18 protein-coding genes and 1 pseudogene are annotated in these 21,216 nt (G+C 67.5%); 13 read left to right on the top strand and 6 right to left on the bottom strand.

The annotated features are described in order from the left end of the window. The first annotated feature begins 58 nt into the window (after nt 1-58). Nucleotides 59-484 carry a VOC family protein gene (locus QN350_RS14405; RefSeq protein WP_322139541.1) on the top strand — a complete coding sequence of 142 codons (426 nt, stop codon included), beginning with the start codon at nt 59-61 and terminating at the stop codon, nt 482-484. On the opposite strand, the gene QN350_RS14400 is transcribed toward QN350_RS14405, so the two are convergent. Continuing rightward, nucleotides 485-1,312 (bottom strand): hypothetical protein, encoded by an 828-nt coding sequence (locus QN350_RS14400; protein ID WP_322139542.1) that lies wholly within the window; start codon nt 1,310-1,312, stop codon nt 485-487. Further along, on the bottom strand, nt 1,312-1,653 hold the full coding sequence (locus QN350_RS14395; protein WP_281534631.1) for an S-adenosylmethionine decarboxylase: 342 nt from the start codon (nt 1,651-1,653) through the stop codon (nt 1,312-1,314). The genes QN350_RS14400 and QN350_RS14395 overlap by 1 nt, the downstream gene beginning before the upstream one ends. Before the next feature lie 478 nt (nt 1,654-2,131). Here QN350_RS14395 and QN350_RS14390 point away from each other — a divergent pair, with 478 nt between their 5' ends. The 4 genes and pseudogenes from QN350_RS14390 to QN350_RS14375 form a co-directional block, all read left to right on the top strand. Continuing rightward, complete coding sequence (locus tag QN350_RS14390) at nt 2,132-2,734, top strand: hypothetical protein (protein WP_322139543.1); 603 nt, start codon at nt 2,132-2,134, stop codon at nt 2,732-2,734. Nucleotides 2,735-2,771: 37 nt separating this feature from the next. Further along, entirely contained in the window at nt 2,772-3,506 is a 735-nt protein-coding gene (locus tag QN350_RS14385; protein WP_322139544.1) for a glutamine amidotransferase, read from the top strand. Nucleotides 3,507-3,533: 27 nt separating this feature from the next. Continuing rightward, on the top strand, nt 3,534-4,343 hold the full coding sequence (locus QN350_RS14380) for a thymidylate synthase (RefSeq protein WP_322139545.1): 810 nt from the start codon (nt 3,534-3,536) through the stop codon (nt 4,341-4,343). Next, nucleotides 4,333-4,818: pseudogene (locus QN350_RS14375) on the top strand (dihydrofolate reductase); the annotation flags it as partial. The gene QN350_RS14380 and the pseudogene QN350_RS14375, both read left to right, overlap by 11 nt. Here QN350_RS14375 and QN350_RS14370 read toward each other — a convergent pair. Further along, nucleotides 4,732-6,228 (bottom strand): glycosyltransferase family 2 protein, encoded by a 1,497-nt coding sequence (locus tag QN350_RS14370; protein WP_322139546.1) that lies wholly within the window; start codon nt 6,226-6,228, stop codon nt 4,732-4,734. The pseudogene QN350_RS14375 and the gene QN350_RS14370 overlap by 87 nt on opposite strands. A 202-nt stretch (nt 6,229-6,430) precedes the next feature. Between QN350_RS14370 and QN350_RS14365 the strand changes: the two genes are divergently transcribed. After that, a complete protein-coding gene (locus tag QN350_RS14365) occupies nt 6,431-8,185 on the top strand; it encodes an AMP-binding protein (protein WP_322139547.1) in 1,755 nt (584 codons plus the stop codon). A gap of 56 nt (nt 8,186-8,241) precedes the next feature. Here QN350_RS14365 and QN350_RS14360 read toward each other — a convergent pair whose 3' ends face one another. Further along, nucleotides 8,242-9,717 carry a maltokinase N-terminal cap-like domain-containing protein gene (locus QN350_RS14360; protein WP_322139548.1) on the bottom strand — a complete coding sequence of 492 codons (1,476 nt, stop codon included), beginning with the start codon at nt 9,715-9,717 and terminating at the stop codon, nt 8,242-8,244. A gap of 199 nt (nt 9,718-9,916) precedes the next feature. Between QN350_RS14360 and QN350_RS14355 the strand changes: the two genes are divergently transcribed. The 4 genes from QN350_RS14355 to QN350_RS14340 all read left to right on the top strand — a co-directional run bounded on the left by QN350_RS14355 (nt 9,917) and on the right by QN350_RS14340 (nt 14,201). Next, entirely contained in the window at nt 9,917-11,425 is a 1,509-nt protein-coding gene (locus tag QN350_RS14355) for an ABC transporter permease (protein WP_322139549.1), read from the top strand. Nucleotides 11,426-11,510: 85 nt separating this feature from the next. Beyond that, on the top strand, nt 11,511-12,197 hold the full coding sequence (locus tag QN350_RS14350) for an ABC transporter ATP-binding protein (RefSeq protein ID WP_281534639.1): 687 nt from the start codon (nt 11,511-11,513) through the stop codon (nt 12,195-12,197). Between the two features lie 109 nt (nt 12,198-12,306). Further along, on the top strand, nt 12,307-13,542 hold the full coding sequence (locus QN350_RS14345) for an Acg family FMN-binding oxidoreductase (protein ID WP_281534640.1): 1,236 nt from the start codon (nt 12,307-12,309) through the stop codon (nt 13,540-13,542). After that, nucleotides 13,539-14,201 (top strand): TetR/AcrR family transcriptional regulator, encoded by a 663-nt coding sequence (locus QN350_RS14340; protein ID WP_322139550.1) that lies wholly within the window; start codon nt 13,539-13,541, stop codon nt 14,199-14,201. The genes QN350_RS14345 and QN350_RS14340 overlap by 4 nt, the downstream gene beginning before the upstream one ends. On the opposite strand, the gene QN350_RS14335 is transcribed toward QN350_RS14340, so the two are convergent. Then, nucleotides 14,198-15,388: an MFS transporter gene (locus QN350_RS14335; protein ID WP_322139551.1), complete on the bottom strand. Its 1,191-nt coding sequence runs from the start codon at nt 15,386-15,388 to the stop codon at nt 14,198-14,200. The genes QN350_RS14340 and QN350_RS14335 overlap by 4 nt on opposite strands. Before the next feature lie 59 nt (nt 15,389-15,447). Further along, nucleotides 15,448-16,116 (bottom strand): GntR family transcriptional regulator, encoded by a 669-nt coding sequence (locus QN350_RS14330; RefSeq protein WP_322139552.1) that lies wholly within the window; start codon nt 16,114-16,116, stop codon nt 15,448-15,450. A 156-nt stretch (nt 16,117-16,272) separates the two neighbouring features. Between QN350_RS14330 and QN350_RS14325 the strand changes: the two genes are divergently transcribed. The 3 genes from QN350_RS14325 (at nt 16,273) to pflA (ending at nt 21,155) form a co-directional block, all read left to right on the top strand. Beyond that, nucleotides 16,273-17,661 carry an FAD-binding oxidoreductase gene (locus tag QN350_RS14325; protein WP_322139553.1) on the top strand — a complete coding sequence of 463 codons (1,389 nt, stop codon included), beginning with the start codon at nt 16,273-16,275 and terminating at the stop codon, nt 17,659-17,661. A 268-nt stretch (nt 17,662-17,929) separates the two neighbouring features. After that, nucleotides 17,930-20,194 carry a formate C-acetyltransferase gene (pflB, locus tag QN350_RS14320; protein WP_281534646.1) on the top strand — a complete coding sequence of 755 codons (2,265 nt, stop codon included), beginning with the start codon at nt 17,930-17,932 and terminating at the stop codon, nt 20,192-20,194. 94 nt (nt 20,195-20,288) lie between these two features. Then, nucleotides 20,289-21,155, top strand: coding sequence for a pyruvate formate-lyase-activating protein (gene pflA / locus QN350_RS14315; RefSeq protein WP_322139554.1), 867 nt, complete (start codon nt 20,289-20,291; stop codon nt 21,153-21,155). The last annotated feature ends 61 nt before the right edge of the window (nt 21,156-21,216 follow it).

The raw sequence follows: 21,216 nt of genomic DNA, 5'->3' as shown, positions 1-21,216 counted from the left end.
AAAGTGCCCCCGACGGGCCGCCCCGAAGGCGGGCGCGCCCCGTACTGGAGGCCCGACGATGACAACTCTGAACCCCTATCTCTCCTTCCGTGACTCGGCCAGGGCGGCCATGGACCTGTACGAGTCGGTCTTCGGGGGCACGCTCACACGCAGCACCTTCGCCGAGTTCCACACCAGTGACGATCCCGCTGAGGGCGACAAGATCATGCATTCCGCTCTGACGACGGACAGCGGGATGGTCCTGATGGCGGCGGACACCCCTAACAGTATGGAACTGTCACCGGGCAGCAGTTTCTCGGTGTCGCTGAGCGGTGACGACGAGGCGGAACTGAACGGATACTTCGAGAAGCTGGCCGCGGGAGGGACCGTGCTCCAGCCACTCGCCAAGGCGCCGTGGGGAGACAGCTTCGGAATGCTCATCGACCCGTTCGGCGTGACCTGGCTGGTCAACATCGCGGGTTCGGGGAGCGCTCCGACCGAGTGATCAGAAGCCGGGCGGGGCGTCGAGGCTGATCGAGTCGTCTTCCGTACCGTCGACAAGGCGCTGCAGGGCGTTGCGCACGAGCAGGCCGCGCATGGTGTCGCGGTGCGCACGCGCCTTCGGCAGGAAGTGCGGCACATACCCGTAGACGGCGTGGCTCTTCTTCGAGCCGAGGTACGGGCCGGGGGGAGTGTCCGCGAGCGGTACGAACGGGATTCCGAGGAAGTCACGCATCTTGCGCAGCGGCCGGTCGTCGACGATCGACACGATGTGTTTGATGCGGTGCACGAGCGCGGAGAGATACATCGCACGGTAGAGCTGCACGCTCACCGCTGCTTCGCCGCGCCGGTAGTGGGGGAGGACGGCGACGGTGCCGATGTCCCAGATTTCGGTGGGATCGGAAATCGCATGAAAGCGGAACGCCTCGTCGAGTTCCAGATTGAACGGTTCGTGCGCGGCATCGTTGAGGCTCTTGAGTCCATGGGGGGAATCCTCGATGATTCGCAGGACTCCGCTCGGCATGCACGTGTCCCTGTCGATGGAGATGAAGAAAGTGCTCGTCTCCTCGTACGCCCCGTATTCGTCTGTCATCTGTGCGGCATCGTTGCCGAACGTCGCCTCGAAGACGACTCGTTCCACGTGCCGGCCGACGTTCGAGAACGGGCTCCGGCCGTCGACCTCGATCGCGACGAGCCGGTAGTGCTCCGGGAGCTCGCCCGTGCGCGCGTCGAGCAGCCGGACGGTGAGGTCCTCGAGCTCGGCGTCGCTGAGGTCGTATCGGGGGCTGAACACCTCGGCGCCGATCTCGGTATCGGTGTCGCGTGTCGGCACTAAAATTCCTTGTATTCGGCGCTGGCGCTGCCGAAGAAATTCTTCGTGTATTCGACGGCAACAAGGGGGTCGAACGGCTTGCAGGTGTAGATGTCGACACTGTAGAAGAGCACCGGCTGTTCCCACGCGTAGAAGTGCGCCCCCGACGTTTCCCAGTGCGTCCACCCGGCCCAGCCGAACAGGTCGCTGCGGTGCGTGACCGGCTCGATCAGGCCTTTCATGTCGAGCACCGGGGCAAGCCCTGCCAGGTAGTCAATGATCTGCACTGCGCTGATCGGTTCTGCCGGGTAGGCCTCGATGACCAGACGCTGCCGGTAGATGCTTGGTGCAAGGTCGCGCATGAAAGCCATTCCCCCAGTGATGTGATCAAGAGCTAGGGGTAAAGAATCCCCGGCAGCAGCCGTTTCCCCAGGGCGACATCGGAACCTGAGACTGAGCGGTGCTGCCTCACTGTACGCCCCCCAGACAGCCATCGCGGTCAGGGGCCACGTTCGACCGTGCGGACGAGCCCCCGGCGGGTCCCTTTTCTTCCCCGTGATGCCGGTGCACACTGAGCGAATGCGCAGGCCTTCCGTCACGAGACACCCGGGAAAGAGGCAGGCCGTGCGTCCGGTGGTCGGGGCCGCCGTGCTGGTGATCCTCCTGCTTGGCCTTCCCTTCGCGGCGATCCAGGTGGCGGGAGCGAGTCGGTCGGACCCCGCGATATCCGCCGCGGCTCCCTCCCCGACGCCGGTGCCGACCGCATCCGCCCGATCGACGCAACCGACGCAACCGACGCAACCGACGCAACCGACGCAACCCCCACCGGTGCTCAGGGCGATGGATTCTGACAATCCGATCACCGATCCCGCCTGGTTCGTGCAGGCGTACGAGGCCGGTTTCCGGCTCTACATCCTCAGTTCCACGGAGTTCGGCACCTGCACGCCTCTTGCCCGCACGCAGGCGCAGCTCGCGATGGCCCTGGACGCCGGTCTCGCCGTGGCCGCGTACACCAGAGATCCGCGCTGCTGGCGCGAGGGGATCGCGGCGACGGGATCCTTCCGCATCCGGCTCCAGTTCTTCGCCCTCGACATCGAGTCCGGAGGACCGCCTCTCACCAGGGAGATGATCACGGGCGTCCAGTCCAGCGGGGTGCGTCCCGTCGTCTACACCGGTGCGCGGATGTGGGACGACATCATGGGGGCCGCAACCACGGAATTCGGCGATGTCGCACTCTGGGATGCCGCGCCCGTCCCGCCAGGCCTGGTTGCCATGCCGGGCCTCCCTGACGACCCCGCCGATCTCCTGTCGCCGGCACCGATCGCCTTCGGAGGCTGGAACGCGGGCGGGAATCTCCGCATCGGTGTGCAGCAGCATTTCGAACGGGTCTTCAACGGCGTCAACATCGATGTGAACACCTTTGCGGCCTCGTTCCTGTACTGAAGCAGCAGCGATCCACCGCACCGCGTATTATGGCGGCGTGAAGCCCTTCCTGCTCCTGGCCACCCGTCCGGAGGACGAAGCCGCTGACGACGAGTACGAGGGCTTCCTGAGCGCCGGCGGACTGACTCCCGATGCCCTGCACCGGGTCAGGCTCGAGGCGGCCCCTCTGCCCGCGATCCGCCTGGACGACTACTCCGGCGTCATCGTCGGCGGCAGTCCGTTCAACGCAGGCGATCCCGAAGCGACCAAGTCCGTCACTCAGGTCCGCGTCGAAGCGGAACTCCAGCCGCTCCTCGACCTCGTCGTCGCCCGTGATTTCCCCTTTCTCGGTGCCTGCTACGGCATCGGACTTCTCACAGCCCACGGCGGAGGGGTCGTCGACGGCACCTGGCCGGAGGACGCCGGCCCGACCAGGGTGAGCCTGACCGAGGACGGCGCAGCCGACCCGCTGTTCGGTATCCTCGAGCCGGACTTCGAGGCCTTCGTCGGGCACAAGGAGGCGTGCACGGTCCTCCCGCGCGGCGCCGTGCTCCTCGCCACCGGCGAGAACTGCCCGGTCCAGGCGTTCCGGGTGGGACGGAACGTCTACGCGACCCAATTCCATCCCGAACTCACCAACGCGAGCATCCTGACCCGCATCCGGATCTACCGCGACAACGGCTATTTCAAGCCGGATGCCCTGACCGAGGTCATCGCGAACATCACGGCCGCCACGGTGACCCAACCGGCGAACCTGATGCGGGCTTTCGTTCGGCGCTTCGGCACCGAATAGGCCGCGCCACCAAATAAACTGACACGGATGCCAACCTCACTCGCGACCCCGTATGAAGACCTGCTTCGCCACACCCTGGCGACGGGCACCGCCAAGGGCGACCGGACCGGTACCGGAACCACGAGCATCTTCGGCGCCCAGCTTCGTTTCGACCTCCGTGCGGGCTTTCCGCTCATCACGACGAAGCGCGTGCACTTCAAGTCGATCGCCTACGAGCTCCTGTGGTTCCTCCGGGGCGAGAGCAACGTCGGATGGCTCCGGGACCACGGGGTCAGCATCTGGGACGAATGGGCGTCGAAGACCGGAGACCTCGGTCCGGTCTACGGGGTGCAGTGGCGTTCCTGGCCCACTCCGGACGGCGGCCACATCGATCAGATCGCCCAGGTGATCGAAACGCTGAAGACAGACCCCGATTCGCGCCGCATGATCGTGTCGGCCTGGAACGTCGCCGACATCCCGTCGATGGCGCTCGCCCCCTGCCACGCGCTCTTCCAGTTCTACGTCGCCGACGGCCGCCTGTCCTGCCAGCTCTACCAGCGCAGCGCCGACCTCTTCCTGGGCGTCCCGTTCAACATCGCGAGTTACGCGCTCCTGACCCACCTCGTCGCCGCCCAGGCCGGACTCGAGGTCGGCGACTTCATCTGGACCGGCGGGGACTGCCACATCTACGACAACCACCGCGACCAGGTCGCCGAACAGCTCACCCGCGCCCCGTATCCGCTCCCAACGCTCCGCATCACCGCCGAACGCCCGAGCATCTTCGACTACGAGTACGAGGACTTCGAGGTCGTCGGCTACCAGCACCACCCCGCGATCAAGGCACCCGTTGCCGTCTGACCCCCACGCTCCCGCGATTGCACTGATCTGGGCGCAGGCACATGACGGGATCATCGGCAGTGCCGGGTCTATTCCCTGGCACCTACCCGAGGACCTCGCGCATTTCAAGGCCGTGACGGATGCCGCGACGATCGTGATGGGTCGACGCACCTGGGATTCGCTGCCCGAACGATTCCGGCCGCTCCCGGGGCGACGCAACGTCGTCGTCACGCGGGATGCAGGCTGGGCCGCTGCCGGAGCCGAACGCGCGGGGTCCGTCGACGAGGCCCTCGCCCGAGACGCTTCACCCACTGACCCGGCGGCGACTGACCCGGCGGCGACTGACCCGGCCGCGACGATCTGGGTGATCGGCGGAGGCGAGGTCTACCGTGACGCCCTTGCCCGCGCCTCACGCCTCGAGATCACCGAGCTGGACCTTGCCGTTCCGGGCGACACGCGCGCCCCCGCGGTCGACGGGGACTGGACGCGTACCCACGCCTCTGAATGGACGGTCTCGAGGACCGGCATCCGCTTTCGTTTTGTCGGGTACGAGCGGCCTGTTCCGGGGCGCTGACGTCTCTTCGGGCACCGACGTCTCCCTGAGCTCCGGGCTCTCCGGCGGCATCGGCTTCGCCTGCAGCTCTGGCGCCACCGTGACGCGGCGTTCGGGACTCGTCCAGCGGCCGCTCGACGGCGTCAGGAACGCCTGGGGCAGGGTCGCGAGGCAGATCGCCGCATCGACGACGCGCACGAGCGGAAAGGCGAACCCGAGCACCAGATAGCTCGGCCGCCGGGTCACAGCGACCACGAGCACGGTCAACAGGTAGTCGGGCACGAGCACACCGATCAGGATCAGGGTCGGCGGCACCGCGTTCGTCAGCTGCGTGGCGATGCCGGACGGGTCCGTCGCCGTCGCCTCCCAGATGACCGCACCGACAGACACGACGAGGAGCGGCAGGAACAGCAACATCATCACACTGCTCGTCACGAGCTCGAAGACGTGGAGCGCGAGCGCACCCCAGAACCAGCCGAGCCGGAATCCGTGGCGGCGCAGCGTCTGCCAGAATCCCAGGGTCCACCGCCGCAGCTGCCGGGTGTAGTCGTGGAGATTGTCCGGGTCCTGGGTCGAGGCTCTCGCGATCGAGGGATGGAACGCGATCCGGCCGAGTTTGCGCGCGTGCACTTCGAAGGTCATGTTGAAGTCCTCGATGGCGAGTCCGGGCGGATTGATGTCGATGCTTCCGAGTACCTGGCTGCGGTACATGCTCGCGAAGCCGGGAACGATCGAGATCACGTTCGCGAGCCTGGCCGCCTGGCCGTACTTGAGCAGGTACTGCACCATGACGTAGAAACGTTCCCGGTACGCGATCAGGAAACGTCCCATCATCGTCGCAGGGGGAGGATCCGCGATCGTCGAGGCGCACGCCGCAACCGCCACGATCCCCGGATCCTGGAAGCAGGGCAGCCCGGTCCGGAGGTAGTCGGGGGCGAGAACGGTGTCCGCGTCCAGGAGCACGACGACGGGAAAGCGGCGCGCGAGATCGAAATGGTCGATCGCGGCGACGAGAGCGCCGGCCTTTCCACGATTCGGCTCGAGTTCGAGCACGTTCGCGCCGCTCGCTCTCGCGAGGTCCGCCGTGCGGTCGACGGAGGCATCCGAAACGACGAAGACGTGCCCGACAGGAACCTGGCCCGCTGCGGAGCCGATCGTCGCGGTGATCACTTGTTCCTCGTCGTGGGCGGCGATCAGGATTGCGACCTCGTCCGCGGAGATCAGGGGGTCCTCCGGCTCGTCGGCCGACCGGCGGCGGGTGCTCTCGGCCACGGCTCGGATGAGTCCGACCGTGGTCCAGAGCAGGGTATTGATTCCCACAACAAGAATGAAGATGACGAAGAAGGTAAGCATCTGTGCCCCCGGGTGAAATCGAACGTCCCACGCTGGTACCGGAGACGCCACGTCGAGACTGTCGGTGTTGACGTGCACGAAGCTACCCGACGCCGGATGGGCCCGCGCGCCCTGTCACCCGGATGGGGCTACCCGTGTGGTTAACCACATCCGGGTGTGGGTTGCCCCCGGAATAACGCACCGCCAGGTGTGCCGTTGATGCATGCAGTTACAGGCATTCATTAGTGAGGATGATGGAGGAGTGACTTTTCCGACGAGTACCTCCAATTTTCGCGCCGCCCGCGATCAGCTGCTGCGCCTCCGGGACGGCCACGCCCGTGCCGCCGCCGAATTCCGCTGGCCGGACGTCGGCGCGTCATTCAACTGGGCAGTCGACTGGTTTGACGTCATCGCGGCAGGCAACAACAACATCGCCCTGTGGATCGTCGAAGAGGACGGCCGCGAACTCAAGGTCACCTTCGCGGAGATGTCGGCACGCTCCAACCAGGTTGCGGCGTGGCTCACCCAGCAGGGTGTCGGCAAGGGCGACCACGTGATGCTCATGCTCGGCAACCAGGTCGAACTCTGGGAGCTCATGCTCGGCATCATGAAGGTCGGCGCCGTGATCCTTCCGACGTCGACCGTGCTCGCCGCCGGCGACCTCGCAGACCGGGTGCAGCGCGGTGAGGTGGACTGTGTCATCGCGAACGCGGGAGACGCCGCCAAGTTCGCGGAGATCGACGGCGACTTCCGGCGCATCTGCGTCGGCGGGACGGTTGCCGGCTGGGCCCACTACGCCGATGCCGCCCTGCTCTCCACTGCGCCGGTTCGCGTGGCCGTCGGTTCGGACGACCCGTCGCTCATCTACTTCACGTCGGGGACCACGAGCAAGCCCAAGATGGTCGTGCACACCCAGACCTCATACCCCGTCGGTCACCTCTCCACCATGTACTGGCTCGGTCTTCGACCCGGGGACGTGCACCTCGCCATCAGCTCGCCTGGCTGGGGCAAGCACGCCTGGAGCAGCTTCTTCTCGCCGTGGATCGCCGAGGCCACCGTCTTCGTCTACAACTACGGCCGGTTCGACCCGCAGGCGCTCACCGCCCAGCTGCATCGCGCCAAGGTCACGACGTTCTGTGCGCCGCCGACGGTGTGGCGGATGCTGATCCAGTCCGATGTGGGGGAGAAACCGGTCGGCCTCCGTGAGATCCTCTCCGCGGGCGAACCGCTCAACCCCGAAGTGATCAGCCAGATCCAGCGTGCCTGGGGGCTCACGATCCGCGACGGCTACGGCCAGACCGAGACGACGGCGATCGTCGGCAACGTGCCGGGGTCCGTCCTCAAGGCCGGGTCCATGGGCCTGCCCCTGCCCGGCGTCGCGATCACCCTCGTCGATCCGATCACGGGCGGTGTCGCCGAGGAGGGCGAGATCTGTCTCGACCTCAGCGAGCCCGCCGTCAATCTCATGGCCCGATACCACGGCGACCCGGTCAGGACCCAGGCCGCGCTGCGGGACGGCTACTTCCACACGGGCGACGTCGCCACGCGGGACGAGAACGGCTACATCACCTTCATCGGCCGCACCGATGACATCTTCAAGTCCTCCGACTACAAGGTGTCCCCGTTCGAGGTGGAGAGCGTGCTGCTCGAACACCCCGCTGTCGCAGAGGCAGCGGTCGTCCCCGCCCCAGACGACACCCGCCTCAACATCGCCAAGGCGTACATCCACCTCGCTGCCGGCTGGGCGCCAGACAGCGCGACAGCTCTCGCCGTGCTGCGGCACGCCCGCAATGGGCTTCCGCCATACATGCGGGTACGGCGCATCGAATTCTTCGAACTCCCGAAGACGAGCTCAGGCAAGATCCGCAGGGTCGAACTGCGGGCGCGGGAGAACGACGCCGCGGACCAGCAGCTCCGGCTCCCGGAGGAATGGCGCGACGACCAGTTCCCCGAGCTCAAGCGTTCGCCGCGAAGCTGATCCGCGCTCCCGCGAAAGCGGGTGAATCGTCGTTCTGAGCTCGGCATACCGACGGCTCACCCGCTTTCGCGAACGGGCGCGGGCTCCTGGGACAGGAGGGCGTCGATCGCTGCGAGAGGGATCGGGAGCCAATCGGGGCGGTTGAGTTTTTCGTAGACGACCTCGTAGAGGGCCTTGTCCAGTTCGAAGGCGTCGAGCAGCGGACGTTGCTCCCCGAGGCTCCGGCCGGAACGTTCGCTGTACCCGGCAAGGAACGCTCGACGGCAGGCCTGCGCCCACCCGGTAACGGCGTCGGTCCGCTCGGGAGCTTCCCGCGCCACGGTCCCGGCCGCGTAGGAGAACGACCGCAGCATGCCGGCGACATCCCGCCACGGCACGTCGACGCGGGTCCGGTCCTCGAGGGGACTGAGCGGCTCGCCCTCGAAATCGACGAGTACCCAGCCCCTGCCCGGAACAAGCAGCACCTGGCCGAGGTGCAGGTCGCCGTGGATGCGCTGCAGCCTCGGCCAGGACACCTGGGCGGCTGCGGTGAAGACTGCATCGATCGCCGGAGCGTACCTGTCGAGGGCGGGCACCTCCGCGATCGCGCGCCGGGCGCGGGCGCGCAGGCCGTCGAGCACTGCGTCGACGACCTCCGGGGTCGGCTCCGCCGTCGGCATCGCGTCCGCGAGGTCGGCGTGGACGGCCGCGGTCGCGACCCCGAGGCTCCGTGCCCGGGCAGTGAAATCTTCGTTTCTCCCCGCCGCACCCAGCACCACCCGCCAGGCGTCTTCGACCTCCGGCAGGAACTCTTGGGCGAAAGCGAGGTGGCCGCGCGCGGTGCCGTCAGGGGCACGGGCGTCCGCCCAGTCCCCGACGACACAGCCGACCGGGACGGGCACGAACCGGGAGCCGGCGCGGGCAAGTGCGGACTGCACCGTGACGTCGGGGTTGTCGCCGTGATGGAGCGCCCGGAAGACCTTGCAGATCACGGGAGTGAGGTTTCGACCGTCCGGGCCCGCGAGTTCATAGATGATCGAGGTGTTGGACTGCTCTCCCCGGAGTACCTGACTCGATACGACGGTCGGTTCGACCCCGCCCGGCGCGACTCTGTCTGCGGGTTCGCCGCCGGCGAGGCCGTTGGAGAGGGTCTCGCCCTCCGCGACCGAGAATCCGTCTGCACCAGGGCCCGACGTGCCCCGGCGGAGGATCAGCAGGAGCAGCGCCCGCGCATAGGCCGGATCCGCCGGGGCGTCATAGACGAACCGTTGCCGCCCGTCCGCTCCGGTACTGATCGTGATGAGGGCGGCCTCGCCCCCAGGGAGCGCCACCTCCCTCTCGGTCACGGGAAGCTGGTAGACCGTCCGGCGGGGGTCGCCGGCGTCGACGACGCAGTCGGTGCGGATCAGTACCCCCGGCTCGCCGGAGGGCAGCGTCCAGCCGCCGACACGCGAGAGCGCCACCGGGTGACCCGTGTCCGAAAACCAGCGCTGCCGGGCGGCCCAGGAACTCACCTCGGCGCTCACTGCGGATCCGAGTACATTCGCGGTCATGCCGCCAGCGTACGCCAGCGGGAGAGTGTGGCCCGCAGACATTGCGATCAGCTTCGAAACGATGCTGCCCAGCCAATGTCCCTGAGGCAGAACCGTTATTTGACGGCGTATTCACAGGAAAGTGATAGCGTCCGGCAAGCGCGCATCCATAACTTCGATCCCGGTGGGCCCCACGAAGAGTCCCCGGAACCGGAGACTCATGTTCTACACCTACCTGCGTCGGGAACTTGCGGGTCGTCGCAAGCAGACCGCGATCGTCGCGATCGGCATGGCCCTCGCCATCGCCCTGGTCATCATCGTCAACTCGGTGTCGAGCGGGGTCCAGCTCGCCCAGGCATCCGTGCTCGAATCCGTGTACGGAGTCGGCACCGACATCACCGTGAGCCAGGCCCCTGCTGCGGCCGCGACGCCGGGCACCGGAAACGGCGCCCCCCAGCGCTTCGACTTCGGTTCGGCGGACGGCGCAGCCGCCGGTGGAACGACGACCATCAGCCGCAGCCGCCTCACCGCCGAACGCGGGACGGAGACCTTCGCCTCGACCTCCCTCGACTCCGTGCGCTCGGTTCCGAACGTCAGCGCCGCCGCTGCGACACTCCTGCTGAGCAACTCCACGTTCAGCGGAGCACTCCCGACCCGCACCCAGGGAGGGACCCGGCCGTCGGCCGGCCAGACTCCGCCGACGGGCGGTCCTGACGGTGCGGGCGGCAGCTCGTTCAGTGTCGACTCCTTCACCGTACTCGGCCTGAACCCGGCCGACGCGGCCGTCGGCCCGCTCTCCGCGGTGACGCTCACCGCGGGGCGCTCCCTCGCGAGCACGGATGCCGGTGCGCACGTCGCCGTCCTCGACGCGAGCTACGCAACGACCGCATCCCTCGCCGTCGGCGGCACGGTCGCGATCGCGGGCACGGACTTCAGTATCGTCGGGCTGGTCTCCGCTGCGACGGCGGACAGCGCCACCGCGGCGAACGTCTACATCCCGCTCGACGTCGCCCAGACCCTCGCGGCACTGCCCGGCCAAGTCTCCAACATCTACGTGCAGGCAGCGTCGTCGACGAACATCAGCCAGGTCCAGGCGGACATCAGGACGGCGCTTCCCGCCGCGACCGTCAAGACCCAGGCAGACCTCGCGTCGAGCGTGTCCGGTTCCCTTGCGAGCGCATCGAGCCTCGTCTCCAATCTCGGGTTGTGGCTCTCCCTGATCGTTCTCGCGGCGGCGTTCCTGATCGCGATCCTTTTCACCATCTCCGGGGTGACCCGGCGCACCCGTGAGTTCGGAACGCTCAAGGCGATCGGCTGGTCCAACGGCCGGATCGTGCGCCAGGTCGGCGGCGAATCGCTCGTGCAGGGCCTGATCGGCGGTGTCGTCGGGATCGTCGTCGGGCTCGCCGGGATCCTCGTGATCAACATCATCGCCCCGACCCTGACCGCAGGGGCCTCGACCGCGGTGCAGGCGGCGGGCCGCGGAGCGCGGGCGGCCGGAGGCGCGGGAGGTGCCGGAGGCGCGGGCTTCGGCCCCGGAGGAGGCGGATTCGGCGCCGCAACCCAGGCGGCCGCCGAGTCGAACATCGTCCTGACGGCGCCCGTCACGGTATCCGTGATCCTCGTCGCGGTCGGGCTCGCCGTTCTCGGCGGCCTGCTCGCGGGAGTGATCGGGGGCTGGCGGGCCTCCCGGCTCCGGCCGGCGGAGGCCCTGCGCAGCATCGCATGACGCGGCCCGCTGCGCCCCGACCCGCTTCGCCCCGACCCGCTTCGCCCCCGATTTTCACAGTTCCAGCTTCCAGAAGGACCAGACCATGTACCAGTTGACGAATGTCACCAAGAAATACGACCAGGGCAAGCGCTCGGTGACCGCGTTGCAGGACGTCACCGTATCGATCCCCGATGGCCAGATGGTCGCCATCCAGGGACCGACCGGTGGCGGTAAGTCGACCCTCCTGCAGATGCTCGGAGCACTCGACCGGCCGAGTTCCGGATCCGTCGTCTTCGAGACGGAGCACCTCGGCAGTTCGGACCTGTCGAGCCTCGGGGACTCCCAGCTCGGTCGCATCCGTGCCACCGAGATCGGCTTCGTGTTCCAGGGCTTCAACCTGATCCCCACGCTGACCGCCCAGGAGAACGTCGAGACGGCGCTCGCTCCGCTCGGCGGAACGAGCGCGGCACGCCGCGAGCGTTCCGCGGCGGCCCTCGAGGCCGTCGGCCTCGGCGATCGCCTCGGCCACCTCCCCGCCGAACTCTCCGGCGGCCAGCAGCAGCGGGTCGCGATCGCGAGGGCGCTCGTCAAGGACCCGACCGTTCTCCTCGCCGACGAGCCGACCGGCAACCTCGACGAGGAGACCAGGGACGAGATCATGGACCTGCTCGAGGGACTCTGGCGCGCGCAGGGCCTCACTCTGATCGTGGTCACCCACGACAGCGCCGTGGCCAGGCGCGCCCAACGCCGCCTGCACATCAAGGGTGGACGGCTCACCGAGCTCGCCTGACCGCAGGCCTCGCCTGATCGCAGGGTGTACCGATCGAAGGGTGTGCCGATTGTAGGGTGTGCCGATCGCGGGGCTGGACAAATATTAGAGTAAAGACTCTAATTGGGGTATGACCCCCGACAGGACTCCCACGAAAAGCCGGCATGACCAGAAGGAACAGGACGACCAGAAGGGACGGACGTCGACCCGGCGTTCGTTCCTCAAGGTCGCCGGAATCAGCGTGGGCACCCTGGCGATCGCAGGCGCCGCCGGACTGACCTGGCGCGCGGTCGACGGCGGCGTGTTCGCGAGCGGGACCGGCGAAGCCTTCGCCGCGTGGGCAGAGGCCGGTCCCGACGCGCACGACGCCCTCGGGCTTGTGCGGGCGGCCGTGCTCGCCGCGAACGCGCACAACGCCCAACCCTGGCAGTTCCGGGTGGCCGACAATCGGATCGACGTCTTCGCCGACACGACCAGGAACCTCGGGACGATGGACCCGCTGCTCCGCGAGATGGACGTCTCCCTCGGGTGCGCGATCGAGAACATCGTCGTCGCGGCGCCCGTGAACGGGAAGACGGCCACCGTCACCCTGCTGCCGGACCCCGCCGACCCCACGCACGTCGCACGGATCGACCTTCAGGCGGCGGAGGCATCCGTCTCACCGCTGTTCACCGCGATCACGGGCAGACACACCGACCGCAACGGTTACGACTTGACGCGGCCCGTGGGCGCCGCTGAACTGGCCCTGCTCAGCGCGGCCGTGGATGCGCCGGAGACCGAACTCGTCTGGTTCACGACCCCGGCCGAGAAGGATGCCTTCGGCGCCCTGACCGTCCGCGCGACCGAGGCGATCATCGCCGACCCGCAGCAGGTGGCCGACGACGCCGCCTGGTATCGCACCGACTGGCACGAGGTCCAGTCGAAGAAGGACGGCATCACGATCGACCCGTCCGGTCAGTCGGAATTCATCAGGGCCGTTTCGAAGGTCATTCCCGTTTCGACGGCGCAGAACAATGCGGGCTGGCTCGCGGGCACCAGGGACAGCCAGATCCCGACGGCCGCGGCCTTCGGGGCGCTCCTCGTGCGTGACCCGCTCGACACCGGCCAGCGCCTCTCCGTCGGCCGCGCCTGGCAGCGCCTGCACCTGAGCATGACGGTCGACGGGCTCCGTGCCCAGCCGCTCTGCCAGATTCCGGAGCGGATCGACAGGGAACGCTCGACCGGCCTCAACCCGGACTTCAGCGACGCGCTCGCCGCACTCCTGCCCGCCGGCCGGCACGCGATCATGACCTTCCGGATCGGGTACCCGACCGGGGAAGCGCTGCCGAGCCCACGACGGCCCGCGCGGGAGGTCGTGCTTTCGTGAGCCGGGTTCCGACCACGACGACGGCGAGGGAGACCAGGGCCGGGATCCTCGCCGCGGCCCTCGGGCTCTTCAATGAACGCGGCACCGCCGTGGTGACCACCAACGCGATCGCGGCGGCCGCGGGCATCAGTCCGGGCAACCTGTACTACTGGTTCGGCGGCAAGGACGAGATCGTGCGCGAGTTGCACGCCGAGCGCGTGGCGGCGTACGAATCGCTCTGGGAGGCGTCGGTCGCCGGCGCGTCGGCCGCCGGGGGAGGGGGCGGGCCCGAACGTCTGGACCCCGAGCAGGTGCTCGACCGTCTCGGTGCCGGTGCCGCGCTGACGCGGCAGTACGCGTTCCTCGCCCGCGACCTCTTCGGCCTGCTGCACGCGGACCCGGTGCTCGCCGAAACCTACCGGCTCGTGCGCTCCCGGCGCCTCGTCAGGTTCGGCGAGATCGCGCGCGGCTGGCGTGACCACGGCGAGATCCGCCCGCTCGGCGATCCCGAGCTCGACGACCTTGTCCGCGCGCTCTGGATCCTGGCCGAATCCTGGTTCGCCTTCGACGAACTCGACAGCGCGGACTCCGGGGCGCCCGCGGATTCCGCGGGCGGGACGCTCTACCTGCGCGCGGTGCTCCTGCCCTACCTCAGCGCTCCGCTCCGCGGGCAGGGCTAGACGCGGCGGATGCCCCAGGTCACGACGACGAGGGACGCGGCGCAGACGACGGCAAGGAGCGACATCAGCAGGGTGTAGCTCGCGACGGAGTTGAGAGCCGCGAAGAGGACCGGCAGCAGGAAGCCCAGGTAGGTGAGGCTGTAATACACGCCGGTGATGCCGGCGAGGTCGGCCGGGGTCGAGATGCGCTGGACCTCGACGAGGCCGGCGACGACGCACACTCCGTACGCGGCACCGAGAACGATCGCCGTGACGAGAGCGACCACTGGGGACAGCGTCGCCGCTGCACACATGGAGAGCAGGATGCCGACGAGCATCATGCCCATGCCGACGACGAGTGCTCGCCCATTGGTGCGCGCGTTGATCCGGGCGACCTGCGGCTGGACCAGGGCCCCTGTGCCGAGGGTGACGACCGTGAGCAGGGTCGCGTACGCGAGGTTGAACTCGCCGAGCTGGGTGTCGACGAGCTTCGGCATGATCGCGTACGCGATCCCGGCGGCGCCGAAGACCCACGGTGCTGAGGGCGCGATGACCTTCAGGAAACGGCGATGCCCCGCGAGCGGAACCGCAAGGTCACGCCAGAACGGGCGATGTGCGCGGTACCGCGGCACGGTCTCCGGTGTGGTGACCAGGAGCGGCAGCACGGCGACGCTCAGCACGATGTGGACGAGGTAGGGGGCCAGCGTCGGTATCGGGCCCCACTGGGCGAGTACGCCGGCGACCCCGGCGCCGAGCCCGAAGCCGATGGTGAGGGTCAGCGCCGGGCGCCGGGCGCCCGCGACCGAGTCGGCCTGCCTGTCGAACGGTGGCGCGGAGAGTTCCTTCAGCCACGCGGTTCCGACCGACATCGCAACGCCGACGCTCAGCCCGGCCAGGAAGCGCCCGACACAGAGCATGACCGTGCTCGAGAAGCCGAAACCGAGAAGGATGCTGGCCACGAGTCCCGTGATCACACCGGCGATCACGAGCGGCTTGCGTCCATACCGGTCAGAGAGCGCCCCGGCGATGAGGAGCCCGGGGATCAGGCCGACGACGTACGCCCCGAGGAAGACGTCCGCCATCACCGTCGTGTAGTGGCCGAGTGCCTCGTACATGTGCAGCAGCGGGGTGAAATGGTTGCCGCCCCAGGCCATGACGAAGATGGCGGGTGCTGCGCGGAGCCAGGCGGGAATGGTGCGGGGAATCATCGGACTTTCGGAACGCGATCGGGGGTGGACAGTCGGTGGTGGTCAGGCGACCTTCGTGGTCAGGTGATCCTGGTGGAGAAATGGCCGGCCTCGACGTGCTCGCGGAGTGCGCGGTCGTAGGCTGCGGTGTCTCCGCTGGACACGTGGCCGGCCAGGAGGCGGTGCTCGGCGAGGAGGCGCTCGAGGTTGCGGGGATCCCGGGAGGCGACGCGGTGGGTGAGGCGCTCGAGCCTCGGGCCGAGCTGGGCGTAGAAGCCGTCGATCACCCCGTTACGGTTCTCGTCCACGATCCGGGAATGGAACCGGTGGTCCGCCCTGGCGAAGGTGAGAAGGTCGCCGCTCGCCGCGGCATCCGCCTGGATCCCGATCAGGTCGGCGAGGTCGGCGTCGACCGCGCCGGTGCCGCCCTCGCGTTCGCTCAACAGTCGCACCGCGGTCGTCTCGAGCATGATGCGCACCTGGAGCAGTTCGGCGGTCTCCGCGTCGTCGAGCGCTGTGACGACGGCGCCCTTCTTCGGGAAGAGCCGGATCAGTCCCCGGGCCTCGAGCGCGAGGAAGGCTTCGCGCACCGGGGTGCGGCTGAGCGAGAGGGCCCCGGCGATGTCGCCTTCGGTCAGGAAGGAGCTCGCAGGGAGGGACCCCGAGATGATCAGGTCTGCGACGTGGGTATACGCACGTTCGACGGCGGACGCCCCGACCGGCGGGAGGGAGGCGGATTCGGTCGACATACCCCCAGCCTAGTCATAGATACATCAATAACTACAAGTGGGTCGCGGAATATGCCGCCTCATATACTGGGCAAACGCCCCGATTGAGGCACACCCACCGTCGGGCCGCTGGCCTTCGCCCGGTGCCGGCCCGTCAACTCTGACCCAGAGGCCCCCGTGACTGAAACGTTTTCCCCCCAGACGATCCTCGACGCCCTCGCCGGGATACTGCCGTCGGCGCAGCTCGTGACCGGCCAGGCGACCGATGCGTATCTCACGGACCAGTCGGACGGCACCGTTGCGGGGGAGCCCCTCGCCGTTGTGTTCCCCAAGAGCACCGCCGAGGTGGCTGCCATCGTCACGCTCGCAGCGGCGAACGGCATTCCGCTCGTACCCCAGGGCGCCCGCACCGGCCTCGCCGGCGGCGCGAACGCGATCACCGGGGCCATCGTCGTGAACCTCACCCGGATGAACCGGATCGTCTCTGTCGACAAGGCCGACCAGACCGCGACGGTCGAGGCCGGAGTGCGTACATACGCCCTGGCCAGGGCCGCCGCGGCCGCCGGCCTGTTCTACCCGCCGGACCCCGGCTCGTGGAAAGGCTCGACGATCGGCGGCAACGTGGCCACCAACGCCGGCGGGATGCTGTGCGTCAAGTACGGCGTGACCGGTAACTTCGTGCGGCGTCTCACGGTCGTCCTCGCCGACGGCTCCATCGTGCACACGGGGCAGCGCACCATCAAGGGCGTCGCCGGCTACAACCTGACGGCCCTCCTCGTCGGGTCGGAGGGGACCCTCGGCATCATCACCGAGATCACGGTCGGGCTGCTGCCCGCCCCCGCCCCCGCCTCCGGCGTCTCCGCTACGTTCTCGACCACCGCGGAGGCCCTCGCCGCCGCCGCGCTGATCGTCACGAACAACCGGCGTCCCAGCGTGCTCGAATTCCTCGACGGATCCTGCATCACCGCGATCAACGCCTTCGACCCCGCGTCGACCCTCCCTGAGGGTGCCGCAGCTCTTCTCCTCGTGCAGTCGGATGCTGCCGGGCAGGCCGACGACGACGTCGCCGAATACGCGCGCATCCTCGAGGCCGGGGGAGCCGGCGAGATCGTCATCGCCAGCGACCCTGCGCACCTCGACCAGCTGATGAGTGCGCGACGCCTCCTCCAGCCGGCACTGCAGGCCGCGCGCGGCGCGAGCCTCAACGAGGACGTGACCGTTCCGCGCTCCCAGCTGCAGGCGCTCCTCACCGGTCTTCAGGAGATCTCCAGCGAACTCTTGATTCCGATCAGCACCGGCGGGCACCTCGGCGACGGAAACCTGCACCCCGTGATCGGGTTCAATCCCGACCTGCCCGCAGAGGTCGATGCCGCCCACCGCGCATTCAAACGGGTGATCCAGCTCGCGGTCACGCTCGGCGGCTCCGCGTCGGGGGAGCACGGGATCGGCCTGCTCAAGCAGGCCCACCTCGACGACGAACTCGGCCTCGCCGTGCGCGAGCTGCAGCGCCGCGTCAAGCTCGCGTTCGACCCCGCCAGCCTGCTGAACCCGGGAAAAAAGCTCTAGCCGCCAGGTTCGAGAATTCTCAGGATCGTCACTTCCAGCAATGGATTAGCGGGGTTTGGCTGTGCTAGGCGAGTCCTTTTAAACGCGCGGGCGAGAGACGCGGCGGAAGAACCCCCCGACCGGGCGTTGCCGGGGAGTAGTGTTGGAAAAAGAGAGCGGACCACGGTGCATCGGTGCACGTCTGGCGCCTCGTGTCCCCCCGCTCACTACCCCGAGCGCGGGATCTTCCGCGGCGGGAACGCTCAATCCCACGAGGAGAGTAGTCCACATGACAATTACAGAGGGCGTCCTCAGCGGCGACACTTCGATGCAGCACGGCAAGGCGGAATTCGTTTCCGGGCCGTGGCAGGATTCGATTAACCTTCGCGATTTCATTCAGCGCAACTACACGCCGTACATCGGCGATGCGTCCTTCCTGGCCGGGCCGACCGCCCGCACCACGGGAGTCTGGGCCAAGTTGTCCGCGATGTTCCCCGAGGAACGTCGTAAGGGCGTCTACGACATCGACGCCTTCACGCCGTCCTCCATTACGGCCCACAAGCCGGGTTACATCGACAAGGACAATGAAGTCATTGTCGGCCTCCAGACGGATGCTCCGCTCAAGCGCGCGATCATGCCGTTCGGTGGATGGCGCATGGTCGTCAACTCCCTCGAGACCTACGGATACCCCGTCTCTCCCGAGCTCGAGAAGATCTTCACCGACTACCGCAAGACCCACAACACCGCCGTGTTCGACGTCTACCCTCCCGGTGTGCGTCGCGCCCGCAACAGCCACCTGATCACCGGTCTTCCGGATGCCTACGGCCGTGGCCGTATCATCGGCGACTACCGTCGTGTCGCCCTCTACGGCGTCGACGCACTCATCGCCGGCAAGAAGAACGACCGCGCCGAGCTCGACATGGAGCCCTCGACCGAGGACATCATCCGCGCCCGCGAGGAAAACTCGGAGCAGATCCGGGCCCTCAAGGAACTCGTCCAGATGGCCGCGTCTTACGGCTCCGACATCTCCAAGCCGGCCCAGACCGCCCAGGAAGCCGTCCAGTGGCTGTACTTCGCGTACCTCGGCGCCGTCAAGGAACAGAACGGCGCAGCAATGTCGTTCGGCCGCAACTCGGCCTTCCTCGACGCATACATCGAGCGCGACCTCGCCGACGGCACCATCACCGAAGAGGCCGCACAGGAGCTCATCGATGACCTCGTCATCAAGCTCCGCATCGTGCGCTTCCTGCGTACCCCCGAATACGACGAGATCTTCGCTGGCGACCCGACCTGGGTCACCGAGTCCCTCGGCGGCATCGGTGAAGACGGACGCCCGCTCGTCACCAAGACGGCGTTCCGTTTCCTGCAGACGTTGTACAACATCGGCGCAGCACCCGAGCCGAACCTCACCGTCCTCTGGAACGACGGCCTTCCCGATGGCTTCAAGCGCTTCTGCGCCCAGGTCTCCATCGACACGTCGGCGATCCAGTACGAGTCCGACGACCTCATCCGCGCCGAGCTCGGTGACGACGCTGCGATCGCCTGCTGCGTCTCCCCGATGCGCGTCGGCAAGCAGATGCAGTTCTTCGGTGCCCGGGTCAACGCCGTCAAGGCGCTGCTCTACTCGATCAACGGCGGCAAGGACGAGGTTTCCGGCAAGCAGGTCGCCCCGGCGACCGCGCCGAACCTCGACACGATCCTCGACTACGACACCGTCTTCGCGAACTACCTCGTCACTCTCGAGTGGCTCGCCGAGACCTACGTCACCGCGTTGAACTGCATCCACTACATGCACGACAAGTACGCGTACGAGCGTCTCGAAATGGCACTGCACGACAAGGAAATCGTTCGCACGATGGCTTGTGGCATCGCCGGCCTGAGCGTTGTCGCCGACTCCCTGTCCGCGATCAAGTACGCCAAGGTGCGTCCGGTCCGTGACGACAACGGACTCGTCATCGACTACACGGTCGAGGGCGAATTCCCGAAGTTCGGTAACGACGACGACAAGGTCGACTCCATCGCGATCGATGTCATGGAACGCTTCATGAACATGATCCGCAAGCACCCGACCTACCGCAACGCTATCCACACCCAGTCGATCCTGACGATCACGTCCAACGTGGTCTACGGCAAGGCCACCGGCAACACGCCCGATGGCCGTCGCAAGGGTGAGCCGTTCGCTCCGGGTGCAAACCCGATGAACGGCCGCGACACGCACGGCATGCTCGCGTCGGCGCTCAGCGTTGCCAAGCTGCCGTTCAGCCAGGCGCAGGACGGCATCTCGCTCACGAACACGGTCGTCCCCAGTGGCCTCGGTCACACCAAGGACGAGCAGATCACGAGCCTCGTCGGACTCATTGACGCGTACACGGAAGCCACCGGCTACCACATCAACGTCAACGTGCTCAACAAGGAAACCCTTGAAGACGCCATGCTGCACCCGGAGAACTACCCGCAGCTGACGATTCGCGTCTCCGGCTACGCGGTCAACTTCGTGCGCCTCACGCGCGAACAGCAGATGGACGTCATCAGCCGTACGTTCCACCAGCACTGATCCCGATCCGTACTGATCACCACCAGCACCACGCTTCACCAGCACTGAATATCCACCGATAACAAATGGCGGCGACGCTGAGTAGGACGAGAATATGCCCGCAGTAAACCTCGGCCTACCCAGCGTCGGCCCCGCCGTCGCCCTGGTCGCCCTGGAGATCGGCAAGACCCCCAGCACCGAACAGGCTGAACTTGCCGAACTCCATCACCTCGAGATGGAAGCGATTCACAACGGTTCCGTTGCGAGCGTCCATTCCTGGGAGCTCGTCACGGCCGTAGACGGCCCCGGAACCCGGATGACGCTGTTCCTGTCCGGGTGCCTGTTGCGCTGCCAGTATTGCCACAACCCGGACACCTGGAAGATGCGCGACGGGTTGATCACCACCCTCGACGACCTGGTCACGCGCCTCAAGCGCTACAAGGGCGTCTTCGACGCCACCGGGGGAGGACTCACCATCTCCGGCGGAGAGCCGCTCATGCAGCCGGCCTTCGTGGAACGCATCTTCGAGGAATGCCACAAACTCGGCATCCACACCACCCTCGACACCTCGGGTTTCCTCGGGAAGAGCGCCTCTGAGACGCTGCTCGACAACCTCGACCTCGTGCTCCTGGACGTCAAGTCCGGGCTTCACGAGACCTACAAAGAGGTCACCGGGCGTGAGCTCCAGCCGACCCTCGATTTCGGCGATCGCCTCGCAGAAAAGGGGATCCCCGTCTGGGCCCGCTTCGTGCTGGTCCCCGGACTGACCGATGCCGTGGACAACGTCGACGCCGTTGCGGAGATCGTGTCCCGCTGGCCGAATGTCGAGCGCGTCGAAGTGCTCCCGTTCCACCAGATGGGCGAGGACAAATGGGACCGGCTCGAGATCCCGTACCCGCTGCACGGAGCGACGCCCCCCGACAAGGAGTTGCTGGAGCGCGTGCGAGAGCAATTCCGTGCACGAGGCCTGACCGTTTTCTAGGCGAAAACGGTACTGAAACCGGCACCCAGACACTCAGACAGGCGCGGCATCCCATGGATGC

The sequence above is a fragment of the Cryobacterium sp. 10I5 genome (assembly GCF_035019865.1).
Taxonomy (GTDB): Bacteria; Actinomycetota; Actinomycetes; order Actinomycetales; family Microbacteriaceae; genus Cryobacterium; species Cryobacterium breve_A.
The sequence above is the reverse complement of the archived record's forward strand: the minus strand, read 5'-3'. Positions and strand labels throughout refer to the sequence as shown.